Annotated in this window: 4 protein-coding genes; all 4 read left to right on the forward strand. The window is 73.5% G+C overall.

The features are described 5' to 3' along the window. The first annotated feature begins 19 nt into the window (after positions 1-19). The 4 genes from MUY14_RS12370 to MUY14_RS12385 all read left to right on the forward strand — a co-directional run bounded on the left by MUY14_RS12370 (position 20) and on the right by MUY14_RS12385 (position 19,902). On the forward strand, positions 20-18,145 hold the full coding sequence (locus MUY14_RS12370; RefSeq protein WP_247023122.1) for a non-ribosomal peptide synthetase: 18,126 nt from the start codon (positions 20-22) through the stop codon (positions 18,143-18,145). A gap of 2 nt (positions 18,146-18,147) precedes the next feature. Beyond that, positions 18,148-18,558: an aspartate 1-decarboxylase gene (panD, locus tag MUY14_RS12375; protein WP_247023123.1), complete on the forward strand. Its 411-nt coding sequence runs from the start codon at positions 18,148-18,150 to the stop codon at positions 18,556-18,558. A gap of 97 nt (positions 18,559-18,655) precedes the next feature. Next, the gene (locus MUY14_RS12380; RefSeq protein ID WP_247023124.1) at positions 18,656-19,681 is read left to right on the forward strand and encodes an ABC transporter substrate-binding protein; all 1,026 of its coding nucleotides are present in this window, start codon (positions 18,656-18,658) and stop codon (positions 19,679-19,681) included. Positions 19,682-19,692: 11 nt separating this feature from the next. Further along, positions 19,693-19,902, forward strand: a complete 210-nt coding sequence (locus MUY14_RS12385; protein WP_247023125.1) for an MbtH family protein — start codon at positions 19,693-19,695, stop codon at positions 19,900-19,902. Positions 19,903-20,178 lie beyond the last annotated feature (276 nt).

The raw sequence follows: 20,178 nt of genomic DNA on the forward strand, positions 1-20,178 counted from the left end.
GCGGGAGGCTGGTCTACCGGTGAGCAACGGTGACGCTGTGCAGCAGGTGTCGAGGCTCGGTTTCTGGCGTGATCGCCTCGCCTCGGCACCGAAGGAGCTGGCGCTGCCGGTCGACCGGCCGTACCCCGCCGAGCCCGTCGCCGCGGTGACGCGCACCCGGCCGTTGCCCGAAACGGACGAGCTGACGCTCCTCGCCGCGTTCACGGTGCTGCTGTCCCGGTACGCGGGAACCGCCGACGTCCTGCTCGGGATCGGCGCGCTGGTGCCGCTGCGGGTGGATCTGGGTGGCTCGCCCGGATTCGCCGACGTCGTCGCGCGCGTGCGTGCGGCGCGGGAAGAGGCGCTGGCGCACGAGGTGCCGTTCGGCGACCTGGTCACCGAGCTCGAGCCGGAGCCCGGGAGGGGTGGCTCGCTGCTCGTCAACGTCGGCTTCCACGCCGGGACCGACCTGCCGCTCGACCTGAACCTGACCACCGGCGGCCTGCGCTACCGCCCCGACGTGCTCGACGAGTCCACTGTGGACCGGATGCTCGACCACCTGGGCCACCTCCTCGCCGAAGCCGCGGAACGTCCACAGTGGCCGGTCGAGCGGCTCGCCCTGATGGCCGCGCCGGAACTGCACCGGATCCTCGGTGCGTGGAACGACACGGACCTCGCCGAGCCGCTCTCGACCCTGCCGGAGCTGTTCGCCGCCCGGGTCCGGGAGACCCCCGGCGCCGTCGCGCTCGTCTTCGAAGACGAAGAGCTGACCTACGCCGAGCTGGACGCGCGCGCCAACCGGCTCGCCCACCTCCTCGTCGGCCGCGGCGCCGGGCCGGAACGCGTCGTCGCCCTCGCCGTCCCGCGTTCGCTCGACATGATCGTGGCCGAGCTGGCGGTGCTCAAGGCCGGTGCCGCCTACCTGCCGCTGGACCAGGACTACCCGGCCGAGCGGATCGCCTTCATGGTCGCCGACGCCCGCCCGGTGTGCGTGGTGACCACCAGTGACCTCGCCGGCCGCTTCGACGGTGACGTCCTGCTCCTCGACGAGACGGACCTGACCGGCGCCCCGGCCACTGACCCGGCCGCGCGGATCGTCCCGGCGAACGCGGCCTACGTCATCTACACGTCGGGATCGACCGGACGGCCCAAGGGGGTCGTGGTTTCCCACGCGGGCGTGGCGAAGCTGGTGGCGACGCAGACCGAGCGGTTCGGCATCGGGCCGCACAGCCGGGTGCTGCAGTTCGCGTCGCCGAGTTTCGACGTCGCCTTCTGGGACCTGTGCCTCGGGCTGCTCTCGGGCGGCCGGCTGGTCGTCGTCCCGGCCGAGCGGCGGGTGCCCGGCCCCGAGCTGGCCGAGTACGCCCACGCCAAGGGCGTCGACTTCATGATCCTGCCGCCGGCTCTGCTCGCCGAGTTCCCCGAGGACTGCGACCTGCCGCGCGACAGTGTCCTGCTGGCCGGCACCGAGCGCGTGTCGCCGGAGCTGGTGCGGCGGTGGGCGCCGGGGCGGCGGATGTTCAACGCCTACGGGCCGACCGAGGCCACGACCAACTCGACGCTCGGGCTCTGCGACCCGGAGATCGCGCCCGGCTCGGCCGTTCCGATCGGCGTCCCCGACCCGGGCACCCGTGCCTACGTCCTCGACGCGCACCTCGCGCCGGTCCCGGTCGGCGTCGTGGGCGAGCTGTACCTCGCGGGTTCGGGGCTGGCGCGGGGTTATCTCGGGCGGCCGGGGCTGACGGCGGAGCGGTTCGTGGCGGACCCGTTCGGTTCGGGCGGACGCCTCTACCGCACGGGTGACCTCGTGAAATGGCTGCCGGACGGCCGGCTGGTGTTCCTGGGGCGCGCGGACGACCAGGTCAAGATCCGCGGTTACCGGATCGAGCTGGGCGAGATCGAGTCCGTGCTCGCCGAACACCCGCGCGTCGGGCAGTCGGTCGTCGTCGCGCAGGACGGCCGGCTGATCGCCTACGCCGTGCCGGTGCCCGACCGCGACCAGGCGGCCGAGCAGGGCCACGTCGACGAATGGCACGACGTCCACGAAGAGATGCTCGCCGGTTCCCAGGGCATCGAGGAGAACTTCGCCGGCTGGAACTCCAGCTACGACGGCTCGGACATCCCCCTCGCCGAGATGCGGGAGTGGCACGCGGCGACGATCGAGCGGATCCGGTCCCTGGCGAAACCCGCACTTTCACGTGAAAGTGCGGGTTTGGGGCGGGTGCTGGAGATCGGCGTCGGCAGCGGGCTCATCCTCTCGCGGATCGCGCCGGACGCCGAGGCGTACTGGGGCCTCGACCTTTCCGAGAGCGCGATCGAGAACGTCCGCCGCGAGGTCGCGGCGACGCCGTTCGCGGGCAAGGTCCACCTGGCCGCGCGTCCGGCGCACGACCTCGGCGAGCTGCCCGGCGAGCCGTTCGACACGGTGATCATCAACTCCGTCGCGCAGTACTTCCCGAGCGCCGATTACCTCACCGAGGTGGTGAAGACCGCGGCCGGTGTCCTGAAGCCCGGCGGGACGATCTTCCTCGGCGACATCCGGAACCTGCGTTCGCTGCGGGCGTTCCGCACCGCCGTCGAGCTGCGGCACGGCCGGGGCGACGTCGCCGCGGTCGACCAGGCCATCGCGCGTGAGGGCGAGCTGGTGCTCGACCCGGACTTCTTCCCGGCGCTGGCCCGCGGTCTCGACGGCTTCGACGACGTCGACCTGTGGGTCAAGCGCGGCACCGCGCACAACGAGCTGACCCGGCATCGCTACGACGTCGTGCTGCGCCGGGGCTCCCGGCCGGAGCCGGCCGAAGAGCAGGTCGTCGCGTTCGGCGATCTCGGTGCGGTCGAACGGTTCCTGGCCGCGGAGGCACCGGAGCGGCTGCGCGTCACCGGCATCCCGGACGCGCGGCTGTCCGGCGAGCTGGCCGCGGTCCGCGCCCTCGACGCAGGCACCCCGGCGGCCGCCCTCGAAGCCCTCGACGGGCGCGACGGCGTCGACCCGGAAGCCCTGCACCGGCTCGGCGACGCCGCGGGCTACCGGGTCGCGGTGACCTGGGCCGCCGAAGCCGGCGAGCTGGAAGCCGTCTTCTCGAGGGGGGAGGACGGCACCGCCTACCGGCCGGGACGCCGGAGCGGTGCGCCCGGGTCGTACGCCAACAACCCCGCGGCGCGGCGGGAGACCGGTGCGTTCGTGGCTTCGCTGCGCGCGCACGTGCGGGACCGGCTGCCGCTGTACATGGTGCCGTCGGCGTTCGTCGTGCTGGACAAGCTGCCGGTGCTGGCGTCGGGGAAGCTCGATCGCAAGGCGCTGCCGAGCCCCGAGCGGTTCACCGCCGGGCCGGGCCGGGCGCCGCGCAACCCCGTCGAGCAGCTGCTGTGCGAGATGTTCGCCGACGTCCTCGGCGTGCCGCAGGCCGGCCCGGACGACGACTTCTTCGCCCTCGGCGGGCATTCCCTGCTGGCCACCCGGCTGATCCAGCGCATCCGCGCGGCCGTCGGCGCCGAGGTACCGGTGCGCGCGGTGTTCGACGCGCCGACCCCGGCCGCCCTCGCCGAACTCCTCGCCGGGGCCGTCACCGGGTCCGAACGCCGTCCGCTCACCCGCGTCACCGAGCGGCCCGAGCGGCTGCCGCTGTCGTTCGCGCAGCAGCGGCTGTGGTTCCTGCACGGCCTCGAAGGCGGTTCGGCGACCTACAACGTCCCGCTCGTCATGCGCCTGTCCGGCGAGCTGGACGTCGACGCGCTGCGCTCGGCGCTGAACGACGTCCTCGCCCGGCACGAAGCCTTGCGCACGACCTTCCCCGTCGCCGACGGGGTTCCGTACCAGGAGGTCCTGCCCGAAGGCACGGTCGAACTGACCGTGCGCGCAGTGTCCGATGTGGATTCCGAAGTGGACGCCCTCGTGCGCGGGGTGTTCGACCTCGGCGCCGGCGTGCCCGTCCGCGCGGAGCTGCTGAGCGCCGGCCCGCGCCGGCACGTGCTGGTCCTGGTGGTGCACCACATCGCCGCCGACGGCTGGTCGCTTTCGCCGCTCTGGCAGGACATCGCCACGGCGTACCGCGCCCGGCTCCGCGGCGACGCTCCCGGGTGGACACCGCTGCCGGTGCAGTACGCGGACTACACGCTCTGGCAACGCGAACTCCTCGCGGCCGAAGAAAGCGCCCAGCTCGAGTACTGGCGCGGCGCACTCGACGGCCTGCCCGAGCGGATCACCCTCCCGCTCGACCGCCCGCACCCGGCCGTCTCCACCTACCGCGGCGGGTTCTTCACCTTCGCCTGGGACGCCGGGCTCCAGGCCGGGCTCGCCGACCTCGCACGGGCGTGCGGCGCGAGCCCGTTCATGGTCGTGCACGCGGGCCTGACCGCGCTGCTGTCCCGCCTCGGCGGCGGCACGGACATCCCGATCGGCACCCCGATCGCGGGCCGCACCGACCCGGCGCTCGACGACCTGGTCGGGTTCTTCGTCAACACCCTGGTCCTGCGCGTGGACACCGGCGGCGACCCGTCCTTCCGCGACCTCGTCGCGCGGGTGCGCGAGCGCAGCCTGGACGCCTACGCCCACCAGGACGTGCCGTTCGAGCGGCTGGTCGAAGCGCTCAACCCGGCGCGGTCGCTGGCGCACCACCCGCTGTTCCAGACCATGCTCGCCTGGCAGAACACGCCCGGCAGCGGCGTCGAGCTGCCCGGGCTGACCGTCACCGAGCAGCCGGTCGGCACCGGGACGGCCAAGTTCGACCTCTGGTTCTCCTTCACCGAACGCGCCGACGGGCTGCACGGCCAGGCCGAGTTCAACGCCGAGGTGTTCGACCGGGCCACCGTGACCGGCCTCCTCGGCCGGCTGGAAGTCCTGCTCCGCCAGGTCGTCTCGGCCCCGGACCGCCGCCTCGGGACGCTCGACGTGCTCACGCCGGCCGAGCGCGACGGTCTCGAAGCGACCTGGTCGGGTGCGGCCGGGGACGTGCCCGCGGTCACCGTGCCCGGGCTGTTCGCGGCGCAGGCCGCCCGCACGCCGGACCACCCCGCGCTGGTCTTCGAGGAGGAAGAGCTCAGCTACGCCGAGCTGGACGCCGTCTCGAACCGCCTCGCCCACGTGCTGGCCGCGCGGGGCGCCGGGCCGGAACGCGTGGTCGCCCTCGCGCTGCCGCGCTCGACGCACCTGGTGACGGCGATCCTCGCCGTGCTCAAGACGGGCGCGGCCTACCTGCCGCTCGACCCGGGCTACCCGGCCGGCCGCATCGCGTTCATGCTCGAAGACGCGGCCCCGGCCCTGGTGCTGGCCGTCGAGGAGACCGCCGTCCCGGGCGCGCTCCTGCTCGACGACCCCGGCACCCTCGCCGAGGCCCCGGACACGCCGCTCGATGTCGTGCTCCGGCCGGGCAACCCGGCGTACGTCATCTACACGTCCGGGTCGACCGGCCGCCCCAAGGGCGTCGTCGTCCCGCACGAGGGGATCGTCAACCGGCTGCTGTGGATGCAGGACGAGTACGGCCTCACCGGCGACGACCGCGTGCTGCAGAAGACTCCGTCCAGCTTCGACGTCTCGGTGTGGGAATTCCTCTGGCCGCTGCTCACCGGCGCCACGGAGGTCCTCGCGCGGCCCGACGGGCACAAGGACCCCGCCTACCTGGCCCGGCTGATCCGCGACCGCGGGATCACGACCGTCCACTTCGTCCCGTCGATGCTCCAGGTCTTCCTGCAGGAACCGGCGGCGGGGGAGTGCACGAGCCTGCGCCGGGTCCTCTGCAGTGGCGAGGCGCTGCCGCCGGACGCCGTCGCGCAGTTCGGCCGGGTGCTCGACGCCGAGCTGCACAACCTCTACGGCCCCACCGAAGCCTCGGTCGACGTCACGGCCTGGCGGACGTCCACTGTGGACGTCACCGTCCCGATCGGACGTCCGGTGTGGAACACGCGGACCTACGTGCTCGACGCCGCCCTGCGCCCGGTCCCGCCCGGCACCCCCGGTGAGCTGTACCTCGCCGGGATCCAGCTCGCCCGCGGCTACCTCGGCCGGCCCGGGCTCACCGCGGAGCGGTTCGTCGCCGACCCGTTCGGCGCGCCCGGCGCCCGGATGTACCGCACCGGCGACCTGGCCCGCTTCCGCGCCGACGGCGTCCTCGAGTTCCTCGGCCGCGGCGACGAGCAGGTCAAGATCCGCGGCTTCCGCGTCGAACCCGGCGAGATCGCCGCGACGCTGTCCGCGCACGACGACGTCGCCCACGCCGTGGTCGTGGCCCGCGAAGACCGACCCGGCGACGTCCGCCTGGTCGGGTACGTCGTGCCCGCCGACCTGTCCCCTGCGGACGAGACCGAGCAGGTCGGCGAGTGGCGCGAGCTGTACGACTCGATGTACGCGAGCGCAGCCGACGAATTCGAAGGCTGGAATTCCAGCTACACCGGCGAGCCGATTCCGCGGGCCGAGATGCGGGAGTGGCGCGACGCGATCGTCACGCGGATCCGGTCGCTGAAGCCGAAGCGCGTGCTGGAGATCGGCGTCGGCACCGGCCTGCTGCTGACCGAGCTGGCCCCGGACTGCGAGTCCTACTGGGGCACGGACTTCTCCGCCGAGGTCATTGCTTCCCTGGGCGCCCGGGTCGCGGCCGACCCGGCGCTCGCCGGGCGCGTCGAGCTGCGCACCGGAGATGCCGCCGACGTCACCGGGCTGCCGTCCGGATTCTTCGACACCATCGTGCTCAACTCCGTCGTCCAGTACTTCCCGAGCGGGACCTACCTCCTGGACGTCGTCCGGAAGGCACTGGACCTGCTCGCCCCGGGCGGGGCGCTGTTCGTCGGCGACGTCCGCGACCTGCGCCAGGTCCGGGCGTTCCACACAGCGGTGGCCGAGGCGCGCGGCGGTGACGTCGAGCAGAACCTGCTGCGGGAGAAGGAGCTCCTCGTCGCGCCCGAGTTCTTCGCCGGGCTCGACGGGGTCGCCGCGGACATCCGGGTCAAGCGCGGCCGGGCGGTCAACGAGCTGACCCAGTACCGCTACGACGTGGTGCTGCGCCGCGGTTCGGTGGAGGTCGCCGAGGTCCCGGCGCTCGCGTGGGGTACCGATCTCTGCAGCGTGGACGAGGTTGCCGGCCCGAGCCGGATCGAACGCGTTCCGAACGGCCGCACCGCACCGGGCGGGGTGGACCCTGAAGAGTGGTACGCGTTCGGCGACGCGCACGGCTACCGCACGGTGGTCACCTGGTCCGCCGAGGGCGACGGATCCGTCGACGTCGTGTTCACGACCGGCGAGACCGCCGGTGCGTTCCGGCCCGGCCCCGGCCCGCTGCTGTCCTACACCGGCAACCCCGGCCGGTTCCGCCGCGTCAGCACGCTGTCCGCGGACCTGCGGGCGCTGGCCGCCCAACGGCTGCCGGAGCACATGGTGCCCTCGGCGATCGTCGTCCTCGACGCGCTCCCCGTGACCGCCAACGGCAAGCTCGACCGCCGGGCCCTGCCGTCGCCCGACCCGGTCGCGCCGACGTCGGACCGCGAGCCGCGCACGCCGCTCGAGCGGCAGCTGTGCGAGCTGTTCGCCGACGTCCTCGGCCTGCCGCGGGTCGGCCCGGACGACAGCTTCTTCGCCCTCGGCGGCCATTCGCTGCTGGCCACCCGGCTGATCGCCCGGATCCGGACGTCCCTGAACGCCGAGCTGGAAGTCCGGTCGGTCTTCGAGACGCCGACCGCCGCGGGCCTCGCCGGGGTGCTGGCCACGGCCGGCGGGTCCGCCCGCCCGCCGCTGGTCCGGCAGCCCCGGCCCGAGCGGGTGCCGCTGTCCGGCGCCCAGCAGCGGCTGTGGTTCCTGCACCACCTCGAAGGACCGTCGGCCACCTACAACGTGCCGCTGATCATGCGCCTCGACGGCGACCTCGACGTCGAAGCGCTGCGCGCGGCGCTCACCGACGTGGTCGCCCGGCACGAAGCCCTGCGCACCCGCTTCCCGCAGCGGGACGGCGTGCCGTACCAGGACGTCCTCCCGGCCGAAGACGTCAGCCTGCCGGTGCGCGAGGTCGCGGACCTGGACGCGGCACTGACCGGGCTCGTCCGCGGGCCCTTCGACCTCGAGCACGAGGTGCCGGTGCGCGCGGAACTGCTCCGCCTGGGCGCGCGCGAGCACGTGTTCGCGCTGGTGTTCCACCACATCGCCTCCGACGGCTGGTCGATGGCCCCGCTGTGGCGCGACATCGCCACCGCCTACGCCGCCCGCCGGTCCGGCGAGACTCCACAGTGGACTCCGCTGCCGGTCCAGTACGCGGACTACACGCTGTGGCAACAGGAACTGCTCGGCCGCGAGGACGACCCGGACAGCATGCTCAGCGCGCAGCTGGACTACTGGCGTGACGTGCTCGACGGCCTGCCGGACCGGATCGAGCTGCCGCTGGACCGGCCGCACCCCGCGACCGCGACCTTCCGCGGCGAGCTGCACACCTTCGGCTGGGACGCCGGGCTCCACGCCCGGTTGGCCGAGCTGGCCCGCGAGTCCGGCGCCAGCGTGTTCATGGTCGTGCACGCGGCCCTCGCCGCCCTGCTCACCCGGCTCGGCGCGGGCACCGACGTGCCCATCGGCTCGCCCATCGCCGGGCGCACCGACCAGGCGCTCGACGACCTCGTCGGGTTCTTCGTCAACACCCTGGTGCTGCGCGTGGACACCGGCGGCGAACCGTCGTTCCGCGACCTCGTGGCCCGCGTCCGCGAGCGCAACCTGGACGCGTACGCCCACCAGGACGTGCCGTTCGAGCGGCTGGTCGAGGTGCTGAACCCGGCGCGGTCGCTGTCGTACCACCCGCTGTTCCAGGTGATGATCGCCGGGCAGAACAACACCCGTGCCGAGGTGACCCTGCCCGGCCTGACCGTGTCGGAGATCCCGGTGACCACCGGGACGTCGAAGTTCGACCTGGCCATCTCCCTGACCGAACGGGAAGCCGGGATCGACGGCGTGCTGGAGTTCAACGCTGACGTCTTCGGCCACGCCGGCGCGGACGCGATCCTGCGCCGCCTCGAAGTGCTGCTGCGCGCGGCCCTGGCCGAGCCGGACCGGCCGGTCGGCGCGCTCGACCTCCTCGCCGGGGACGAGCGGGACCGGGTGCTCACCGAGTGGGCCGGGTCGCTCGACCCGGCAGGCACGGAGACGTTCCCCGCGATGTTCGCCCGCCGCGTCGCCGAGGCGCCGGACGCGGTCGCGCTCGTCTTCGAGGACGAGGAACTGACCTACGCCGAGGTGGACGCGCGCGCCAACCGGCTGGCGAACCTGCTGCTCGCCCGCGGTGCCGGCCTCGAGCGGGTGGTCGCGCTGGCCGTGCCGCGGTCGGTCGACATGATCGTCGCGGAGCTGGCCGTCCTCAAGGCCGGGGCCGCCTACCTCCCGGTCGACGTCGACTACCCGGCCGACCGGATCGCCTACATGACCGAGGACGCGGGCCCGGTCTGCGTGGTGACGACCCGGGACGTCGAGGCGAAGCTGCCCGCGAGCCTGCCGCGGATCCTGCTCGACGACCCGGCACTGGCCGGATCGTCCACTGTGGACCCGCGGGTGCCGGTGCGGCCGGAGAACGCAGCCTACGTGATCTACACGTCCGGCTCGTCCGGGCGGCCGAAGGGCGTCGTGCTCCAGCACTCCGGCGTCGCGAAGCTGGTCGCCACGCAGGTCGAGCGGTTCGGCATCGGGCCGCACAGCCGGGTGCTGCAGTTCGCGTCGCCGAGTTTCGACGTCGCCTTCTGGGACCTGTGCCTCGGGCTCCTGTCCGGCGGCCGCCTGGTGGTGGTGCCGGCCGAGCGCCGGGTCGCCGGCCCCGCGCTGACCGAGTACGCGCACCGGCACGCCGTCGACTTCATGATCCTGCCGCCCGCGCTGCTCGACGCCATGCCGGCGGACCTCGACCTGCCGACCGACAGCGTCCTGCTCGCGGGTACGGAACGGGTGTCGCCGGAGCTGGTGCGGCGGTGGGCGCCGGGGCGGCGGATGTTCAACGCCTACGGCCCGACCGAGGCCACCACCAACTCGACGCTCGGCGAGAGCGACCCGGCCGAGCTGGCGGAGGCGACGGTCGTCCCGATCGGCGTCCCCGACCCCGGCACCCGGGCGTACGTGCTCGACGCCGGGCTGCGGCCCGTCCCGCCCGGCGTGGTGGGCGAGCTGTACCTCGCGGGCTCCGGCTTGGCGCGGGGATACCTCGGGCGGCCCGGGCTGACCTCGGAGCGGTTCGTGGCGGACCCGTTCGGTTCGGGCGGACGCCTCTACCGCACGGGTGACCTCGTGAAATGGCTGCCGGACGGCCGGCTGGTGTTCCTGGGCCGGGCGGACGACCAGGTCAAGATCCGCGGTTACCGGATCGAGCTGGGCGAGATCGAGTCCGTGCTCGCCGAGCACCCCGCGGTCGGGCAGGCGGTCGTCACCGCGCAGGACGGGCGGCTCATCGCCTACGCCGTGCCTTCGGCCGGGCGCGATGAAGAAGCCGAGCTGGAGCACGTCGGCGAGTGGCGTGAGCTGCACGAGAACGTCTTCACCGACGCGGCGGCCGGCGGGCTGGAGGAGAACTTCACCGGCTGGAACTCCAGCTACGACGGCTCCGAGATCCCCCTGGCCGAGATGCGCGAGTGGCACGCGGCGACGATCGACCGCATCCGCTCCCTCGCGAATCCCGCACTTTCACGTGAAAGTGCGGCTTTGGGGCGGGTGCTGGAGATCGGCGTCGGCAGTGGCTTGATCCTGTCCCGGCTCGCGCCGGACGCCGAGGCGTACTGGGGTGTCGACCTGTCCGAGAAGGCCATCGCCAACCTGCGGCGCGAGGTCGCGGCGACGCCGTTCGCGGCCAAGGTCCACCTGGCCGCGCGTCCGGCGCACGACCTCGGCGAGCTGCCCGGCGAGCCGTTCGACACGGTGATCATCAACTCGGTCGCGCAGTACTTCCCGAGCGTCGCCTACCTCGCCGAGGTGATCCGCACGGCCGCCGCGCGCGTCCGGCCGGGCGGGGTCGTCTTCCTCGGCGACATCCGCAACCTGCGCTCGTTGCGGGCGTTCCGGACCGCGACCGAACTGCGCCACGGCCGCCGGGACAGCGCGGCCCCCGACCAGGCGATCGCCCGCGAAGGCGAGCTGGTGCTCGACCCGGACTTCTTCGCGGCGCTGAGCCGGGAGCTCGACGGCTTCGACGACGTCGACCTGTGGGTCAAGCGCGGCCACGCGCACAACGAGCTGACCCGGCACCGCTACGACGTCGTGCTGCGGAAGGCACCGAAGCCGGCGCCGCCGGCCGAAGACGTCGTCGCGTTCGCTTCGCTCGAGGAGCTGGCTGAGCGGCTCGAGGCGCGACCCGCGCGGCTGCGCGTCACCGGGGTGCCGAACGCGCGGCTGTCCGGTGAGCTGGCCGCCGTCGCGGCGCTGGCCGGCGGGGACACCGACGCCGCACTGTCCGCTTTGGACGGTGAGCCGTCCGGAGTGGACCCCGAAACCCTGCACGCGCTCGGCGAACGCCACGGCTACCGCGTCCACGCGACGCTCACCGCGGACGCGGGCACGCTGGAGGTCGTGTTCACCACCGGTGCGCCGATCCGGATCCACCGCACCCGCCCGGTCCGGGCCGCCCTCGAGGCGCTCGGCAACCACCCGGCCGGGCAGCGGGACACGAGCGCGCTGGTGGCGGCGCTGCGGGCGCACGTGCGCGACCGGCTGCCGCAGTACATGGTGCCCTCGGCGTTCGTGCTCCTGGACCGCCTGCCGCTGCTGGCTTCCGGCAAGCTCGACCGCCGCGCGCTGCCGAGCCCGGACAAGCAGGCCGCCGGCACCGGACGGGCGCCGCGGACCCCGGTCGAAGAGGTCTTGTGCGGCCTGTTCGCCGAAGTCCTCGACACGGCCGCGGTCGGCGTCGACGACGACTTCTTCGCCCTCGGCGGGCATTCGCTGATGGCGACCCGGCTGATCGCGCGGCTGCGCGCGGTCTTCGGCGTCGAACTCCAGGTGCGGTCGGTGTTCGAGACGCCGACCGTGGCCGGGCTCGCCGCGCTGCTCGCCGCCGCCGACGCCTCGGCCGCCCGGCCCGCCCTGGTGCGCGCCGACCCGCGGCCGGCGGTGCTGCCGCTGTCGTTCGCCCAGCAGCGACTGTGGTTCCTGCACCGCCTCGAAGGCCCGTCGGCGACGTACAACATGCCGACCGCGGTGCGGCTCACCGGCGCCCTCGACGCCGACGCGCTGCGCACCGCGCTGTCCGATGTGGCCGAACGCCACGAAGCCCTCCGCACGGTCTTCCCCGAGGTCGAGGGTGAAGCCCGGCAGCGGGTGCTCGACGACGTCACGATTCCCCTGCTGGTGCGCGAAGTCACCGGCGCGACGCTCGCCGACGCGGTGTCGGAAGCGGCCCGGACGGTGTTCGAGCTGGAGTCCGAAATCCCGCTGCGCGCGGAACTGCTCCGCCTGGGCGCCCGGGAACACGTCCTCGTGCTGGTGTTCCACCACATCGCCTCGGACGGCTGGTCGACCGCGCCGCTGTGGCGGGACCTCGCCACCGCCTACACCGCCCGCCACGCCGGTGAAGCTCCCCAGTGGACGCCGCTGCCGGTGCAGTACGCCGACTACACGGTGTGGCAGCGGGACGTCCTGGGCGAGCCGGTGATCGAACCGCAGCTCGACTACTGGCGGCGCGCGCTGGCGAACCTGCCCGAGCGCATCGAGCTGCCGACCGACCGGCCGCACCCGGCGGAGGCGTCATACCGCGGTGAGCAGTTCGCCTTCGGCTGGGACGCCCGCCTCCACAGTGGACTCGTCGACCTGGCCCGCGCCTGCGGGGCCAGCGTGTTCATGGTCGTGCACGCCGGGCTCACCGCGGTGCTCACCCGGCTCGGCGCGGGCGCCGACGTGCCTATCGGCACGTCCATCGCCGGGCGCACCGACCAGGCCCTCGACGACCTCGTCGGCTTCTTCGTCAACACCCTGGTGCTGCGCGTGGACACCGGCGGCGATCCGACGTTCCGCGACCTCGTGGCCCGCGTGCGGGACCGCAGCCTCGACGCCTACGCCCACCAGGACGTGCCGTTCGAGCGCCTGGTCGAAGCGCTGAACCCGGCGCGCTCGCTGGCGTACCACCCGCTGTTCCAGACGATGCTGGCGTGGCAGAACAACGCGGTCGCCGACCTGACCCTGCCGGGGCTGACCGTCGCCGAGGAGCCGGTCCGCACCGGTACCTCGCGCGCCGACCTGGTGTTCTTCGTCGGCGAGAGCCCGGGCACGCAGGCCGGGATCCGCGGCACGGCCGAGTACAACAGCGACGTCTTCGACCGCACGAGCGTCGAGGCGATCCTGGCCCGGCTCCGGACCCTGCTGACCGCCGTCGTCGCCGACCCGGACACCCGGATCGGCGCGGTCGACCTGCTGACCGACGCCGAACACGACCAGCTCACGCCCGACCCCGCGACACCGCTGCCCGCGGAGACGGCCGCCGGGCTGTTCGCCGCGCAGGTGAGCCGGACCCCGGACGCCGTCGCGCTGGTGTTCGGCGGCGAGCGCGTGACCTACGCCGAGCTGGACACGCGGGCCACGACGCTCGCCCGGGCGTTGCTCGCCCGGGGTGCCGGGCCGGAGCGGGTCGTCGCGGTGGCGCTCCCGCGCTCGGCCGAGCTGGTCGTCGCACTCTTGGCGGTGCTCAAGACCGGTGCCGCCTACCTGCCCCTCGACCTCAACCACCCGGCCGAGCGCGTCGAGCTGATGCTCACCGACGCCGCTCCGCACCTGGTCATCGCCAAGGACGGCTTCGGCGACCGCCTGGTCCGGCCGGGTGACACCGGGCCCGAACCGGCGTGGCCGTCGATCAGCCCGGACCACCCGGCGTACGTGATCTTCACGTCCGGCTCGACCGGCCGCCCGAAGGCGGTCGCCGGCACCCAGCGGGCGCTCGCCAACCGGCTGAACTGGGGCCGCGACGCCGCCCGGGGCGTCCGCCTGGCCAAGAGCGCGCTGACGTTCATCGACGGCTCCACCGAGCTGCTCGGCGGCCTCGTCGCGGGTGACAGCGTGGTGTTCGCCGACGACACGACGGCCACCGACCCGATCGCGCTCGCCGAGCTGGTCCGCACGTCCGGCGCCCAGGTGCTGACCGTGGTGCCGAGCCTCCTCGACACGTTCGCCGAAGACACCGAAGCTGACGCGTTCGCCTCGGTGACCACCTGGATCACCAGTGGCGAACCGCTTTCCGGGGCCCTCGCCGAGAAGGTGGCGCGGCGGTGGCCGTCGGCGGAACTGGTCAACCTCTACGGCTGCTCGGAAGTCGCGGGCGACAGCCTGGCCCAGGTCTGCGGCCCGGTGGCCATCGGACGGCCGGTCGCGAACACCCGCGCGTACGTCCTCGACGCGGGTCTCCGGCCGGTCCCGCCGGGCGTCCGCGGCGAGCTGTACCTGGCCGGCGCCGGGCTCGCCCGCGGTTACCTCGGCCGTCCGGCGCTCACCGCGGAACGGTTCGTCGCGTCGCCCTTCGAGCCGGGGGAGCGGATGTACCGCACCGGCGACGTCGTCCGCCGCCGCCCCGACGGCGCCCTCGACTTCGTCGGCCGCGCCGACCAGCAGCTCAAGATCCGCGGCTTCCGCGTCGAGCCCGGCGAAGTCGAAGCCGTGCTGACGGCGGACGCCGCGGTGTCCCGCGCGGTGGTGATCGCCCGCGAGCACCGGCTCATCGCCTACGTCGCACCGTCAGGCGACCCGGCCGCGTTGCGCGCGACGCTGGCCGCGCGGCTGCCGGAGCACTCGGTGCCCTCGGCGATCGTCGTGCTGCCGGAACTGCCGGTCAACGCCAACGGCAAGCTCGACCGCGCCGCGCTGCCCGATCCGGAGGTCCGGACCTCCGGCCGCGCCGCGCGGACCCCGGCCGAGCAGGCGCTCTGCGAGCTGTTCGCCGACGTCCTCGGGGTGCCCGCGGTCGGCCCGGACGACGGCTTCTTCGCCCTCGGCGGGCATTCCCTGCTGGCGACGCGCCTGGTCAGCCGGATCCGCGCGCTGCTCGGCGTCGAAGTGCCGATCCGGGCGGTGTTCGACGCGCGGACCCCGGCCCGGCTCGCCGAAGTCCTGGACCCGGGCCGCCGCAGCCGCCCGCCGCTGGTCCCGGCCGAGCGGACGGCCGTGCTGCCGCTCTCGTTCGCGCAGCAGCGGCTGTGGTTCCTCGACCGCCTCGACGGGCCGTCCGCGACCTACAACATCCCGTGGGCGTGGGAGCTGACCGGGCCGGTCGACGCGTGCGCGCTGGAGGCAGCGGTGCGCGATGTCGTGGCGCGCCACGAGGTTCTGCGGACGCTGTTGGTCGAAGAGCAGGGCACCCCGCACCAGATCGTGCTCGACCCCGCGGATGACCGCGCCCGCCCGGCTCTCGTGACGGAAACGGCCACCGACCTCGACGAGCGCGTCACGGCGGCGGCGTCGTACTGCTTCACCCTCGACGCGGAAATCCCGATCCGGGCGACCCTCGTCTCGGCCGGGACGGCGCGGCACGTGTTCGTGCTGCTGGTCCACCACATCGCGGGCGACGGCTGGTCACTGCCGCCGCTGAAGCGCGACCTCGACACCGCCTACACGGCCCGGCTCCGCGGCGAACGTCCACAGTGGACACCGTTGCCGGTGCAGTACGCGGACTACACGCTGTGGCAGCGCGAGATGTTCGGCCGCGCCGAAGACCCGGACAGCCTGCTCGGCCGGCAGGCGGCGTTCTGGCGGGACACCCTCGCGGGCCTGCCCGACGAGCTGGCGCTCCCGGCCGACCGGCGGCGCCCGGCGCGCTCGACCAACCGCGGGGCCGCGGTGCCGTTCACCGTGCCCGCGGAAGTCCACCGTGGACTGCGCGCGCTGGCGAACGGCAGTGGCACCAGCACGTTCATGGTGCTGCAGGCGGCGCTGGCCGCGCTGCTCACCCGGGTCGGTGCGGGCACCGACATCCCGCTGGGGACGCCGGTGGCCGGCCGCACCGACCACGCGCTGGAGGACCTCGCCGGCTTCTTCGTCAACACCCTGGTGCTGCGCACCGACACCGGCGGCGACCCGACGTTCCGGGAGCTGCTGGCCCGCGTCCGGGAGGCCGACCTCGCCGCGTACGCCCACCAGGACCTGCCGTTCGAGCACCTCGTCGAGCTGCTCAACCCGGCGCGGTCACTGGCCCGGCACCCGCTGTTCCAGGTCATGCTCGCGGTGTACCACTCCGGCCGGGAGCGGGAACGGCTGCTCGGCCTCGACGCGGCCTACCGGGACACCGGGCTGCGGCAGGCGAAGTTCGACCTGTCCTTCGACCTGGTCGAGACTCCCGACGGCATCGAGGGCGACCTCGAGTTCAGCCTCGACCTCTTCGACGAGCCGTCCGCCCGGACGCTCGCCGAACGCCTGGTGCGGCTGATGACCGCCGTCGTCGCGGACCCGGACCGGCCGCTGAGCCGGATCGACGTCCTCGAAGCCGGCGAGCGGGACCGGATCCTGCGCGAGTGGGGGAGCGGCGAACCACTGACGACGTCGGCGCCGACGGTCGTCGACCGGCTGGCCGCGCAGGTGGCGGCGACGCCGGACGCGACCGCGCTGAGCGACGCGGATTCGAGCGTCACGTTCGCGGAGTTCGCCGCGCGGACCGACCGCCTCGCGCGGTGGCTCGCGTCGCGGGGTGCGGGCCCCGAGAAGGTCGTGGCGCTCGTGCTGCCGCGGTCGGCGGCGGTCGTCGAGGCGATCTTCGGCGTGTTCAAGACCGGCGCGGCGTACCTGCCGGTGGACCCGGACCAGCCGGCCGGCCGGATCGCCGCGATCCTCGCCGACTCCGGCGCCGCGCTGGTGCTCACCAGCCGCGCGCTGACGGCACCGGTGCCGGGGGCGCTGTTCGTCGAGGACGTCGTGGACACCGGCGCGGCCTTGAAGCCGCCGTCGCCCGCGAACCCGGCGTACGTGCTCTACACGTCCGGCTCGACGGGCAAGCCCAAGGGCGTCGTGATCCCGCACGCCGGGCTGGTGAACCTGTTCCACAGCCACCGCGAGACGCTCTACCGCCCGGCGGTCGCCGCGGCGGGCGGGCGGCGGCTGCGGGTCGGGCACGCGTGGGCGTTCTTCTTCGACGCGTCCTGGCAGCCGCAGCTGTGGCTGCTCGACGGGCACGAGGTGCACGTCGTCGACGACGAAACCCGCCGCGACCCTTCGCGGCTGGCGGCGGTGGTGCGCGAGCGCGGGCTCGACTTCCTCGAGCTGACGCCGTCGCACTTCACGCAGCTGGCCGAGGCGGGCGTGGTCGAGGACGGGCAGTGCGCCCTCGGCGTCGTCGGCGTCGGCGGGGAAGCCGTGTCCCAGACGCTGTGGGAGACGCTGCGGTCGATGCCGGGCACGGCGGCGTACAACCTCTACGGGCCGACCGAGGCCACGGTGGACGCACTGGTCGGCCGGTTCGCCGACGCGGAGTGCCCGGTGGTCGGCCGCCCGGTGCACAACGCCCGCGCGTACGTCCTCGACGGCGGCCTGACGCCGGTCCCGGCCGGGGTGCCCGGCGAGCTCTACCTGGCCGGCGCCGGGCTGGCCCGCGGCTACCACGACCGTCCCGCGCTCACCGCGGACCGGTTCGTCGCCGACCCGTTCGGCCCGCCCGGGGAACGCATGTACCGCACCGGCGACCTCGTGCGCTGGCGGCCGGACGGGCAGCTCGAATACCTCGGGCGCACCGACGACCAGGTCAAGATCCGCGGCTTCCGGATCGAACCCGCGGAGATCGAGACGGCGCTGACCCGGCACGAAGACGTCGCGCAGGCGTTGGTCGTCATGCGTGAGGACCGGGACAAGCGGCTGGTCGCGTACACGACGCCGTCGACCGCGGACCCGGTGCGGCTGCGGGAGTTCGTGGCGCGCTCGCTGCCGGAGTACATGGTGCCCGCGGCGATCGTCCCGCTCGACGCGTTCCCGGTGACGCCCAACGGGAAGCTCGACAAGGCCGCGCTGCCGGTGCCCGAGTACGGAACCCGGGGCCGGGCCCCGGAAACACCCCTGGAGAAGTCCCTCTGCGAGATCTTCGCGGAGGTCCTGGACGTCGCCGCCGTCGGCCCCGACGACGACCTGTTCACCCTCGGGGGGCACTCGATGCTGCTCGTGGTCCTGCGCAACCGGATCACCGAGCGGCTCGGGACGGAACTCCCGATCGCCGAGTTCTTCCGCACCCCCACCGCGGCGGGCCTCGCCGCGCTGCTGACCCGAGACACGGAGTAGACGTGCACCGCACCCTGATGAACGCCAAGATCCACCGCGCCACCGTGACGCAGGCCGACCTGCACTACGTCGGTTCGCTGACCATCGACGCGGACCTGATGGCCGCCGCGGACATCGTCGAAGGCGAGCGGGTCCAGGTCGTCGACATCACCAACGGCGCCCGGCTGGAGACCTACGCCATCACCGGCGAGGCGGGCTCCGGCGTGATCGGCGTCAACGGCGCGGCCGCGCACCTCGTGCATCCCGGCGACCTGGTCATCATCATCACCTACGTCCAGGTCCACGAGGCCGAGCGCGCCGCGCACCGGCCGCGGGTGGTGCACGTGGACGCCGACAACCGGCAGGTCCACCTGGGACACGACCCGGCCGAGCCCGTCCCGGGCGCGGAAGCCCAGTTGTCCGGCCGGAATTGACGCAGGTGGGCGTGGACACAGGTCGGTCGAGGCGGTTGCTTTTGCCAGGCTTCCCTAAATAAGGTGTGCCTATCCTAAAAGCTGGTGAGAGGTTCACATGTCCGTGTTTCAAGGCACTGCCGGGCTCAGCCGGCGTGGATTCCTGATCGGCGCGGGCGGCGTCGCCGCCGCGGCGGCCCTGACCGCGTGCGGCAGCGGCGGCGGCGACGGCAAGCAGGCCGCGTCCGGTCCGTGGGAGTTCACCGACGACCGCGGTCAGAAGGCGGCGCGCGACCAGCGTCCGACGCGGGTGGTGGCCTACGCCAGCTCGGCCGCCGCGCTGTGGGACTACGGCGTCCGCCCGGTCGGCGTGTTCGGCCCGCAGAAGACCGCCGACGGCAAGAAGGAGATCCAGGCCGGCAACATCGACCTGAACTCCGTCACGTCGATCGGCAACGCCTGGGACGACTTCAGCATGGAGAAGTTCGCCGCGCTCAAGCCCGACCTGGTCGTCACCGGCCTGACCGGCACCAAGCCGACGGACCTGTGGGTGCTCAAGGACGACCTCGGCCCCAAGGTGCAGCAGATCGCCCCGATCGTCGCGATCTCCGAGTACAAGGTCACGCTGCCCAAGGTCATCGAGCGCTTCGAGCAGCTCGCCGTCGCCCTCGGCGGCGACGCGAACACCGACGCGATCAGGAAGGGCAAGGACGACTTCAAGAAGGCGTCCGACGACCTCAAGACCGCGATCCAGGGCAAGCCGGGCCTCAAGGTGCTCGTGGTGTCCAGCGACAAGGACAACCTGTACGTCTGCAAGCCGGAGTACTTCGCCGACCTCGCCTACTACCGCGAGCTCGGCCTGGACATCGTCGCCGGCGGCGGCTCGGACGACTACTTCGAGACGCTCAGCTGGGAGCAGGCGGGCAAGTACCCGGCCGACCTGATCCTCACCGACAGCCGCACGTACGCGCTGACGCGCCAGCAGATGGCGCAGTTCCCGACGTGGGCGCAGCTGCCCGCGGTGAAGGCGAACCAGCTCGCCGACTGGTCGACCGAACCCCGGTTCAACCCGGTGCTCGCGGCCCCGGTCCTGCAGCAGCTGACCGAGGTCGTCAAGGGCGCCCGCACGGACATCACCGCCTGAGGAGGCCTGGCATGACCAACCCGTTCGAAGACCCCGACGGCACGTACCTGGTGCTGGTCAACGCGGAGAACCAGCACAGCCTCTGGCCGGCGTCCGCCGACGTCCCGGCGGGCTGGACGGTGGCCTTCGGGCCGTCCGGCCGCCAGGCGTGCCTCGACCACGTGGAAGCGAACTGGACGGACATGCGGCCGAAGTCCCTGGCCGACGCCATGGACGACTGACCCTTCCGGGAAGACGAAGGCGCCGGGAGCCCCTGCGGCTCCCGGCGCTTTTGCTGTGTCGCGGCCAGGGCGCGCGATGCGAGGGACGAGTCTTCGTGAGCGGAGCCGGGCGCGACCGCTGGTCAGGACATCCGCCACCGCGGTGAACGCCTTCCCCACCGCCAGCCGGGTAAATCCGCTGATGTCACGCTCACGGACACCCGGTCCAGGGCCCGGCAAAGTCGGATCGGCACGGCGGTCCGACGGTCCGCACCGTCATGAACGACCCTTTCACCT

This window comes from Amycolatopsis sp. FBCC-B4732 (genome assembly GCF_023008405.1).
GTDB classification, from domain to species: Bacteria; Actinomycetota; Actinomycetes; order Mycobacteriales; family Pseudonocardiaceae; genus Amycolatopsis; species Amycolatopsis pretoriensis_A.

Coding starts and splice junctions, on each gene's coding strand:
- MUY14_RS12385 (WP_247023125.1), top strand. CDS start 19,693: ATGACCAACCCGTTCGAAGACCCCGACGGCACGTACCTGGTGCTGGTC.
- MUY14_RS12380 (WP_247023124.1), top strand. CDS start 18,656: ATGTCCGTGTTTCAAGGCACTGCCGGGCTCAGCCGGCGTGGATTCCTG.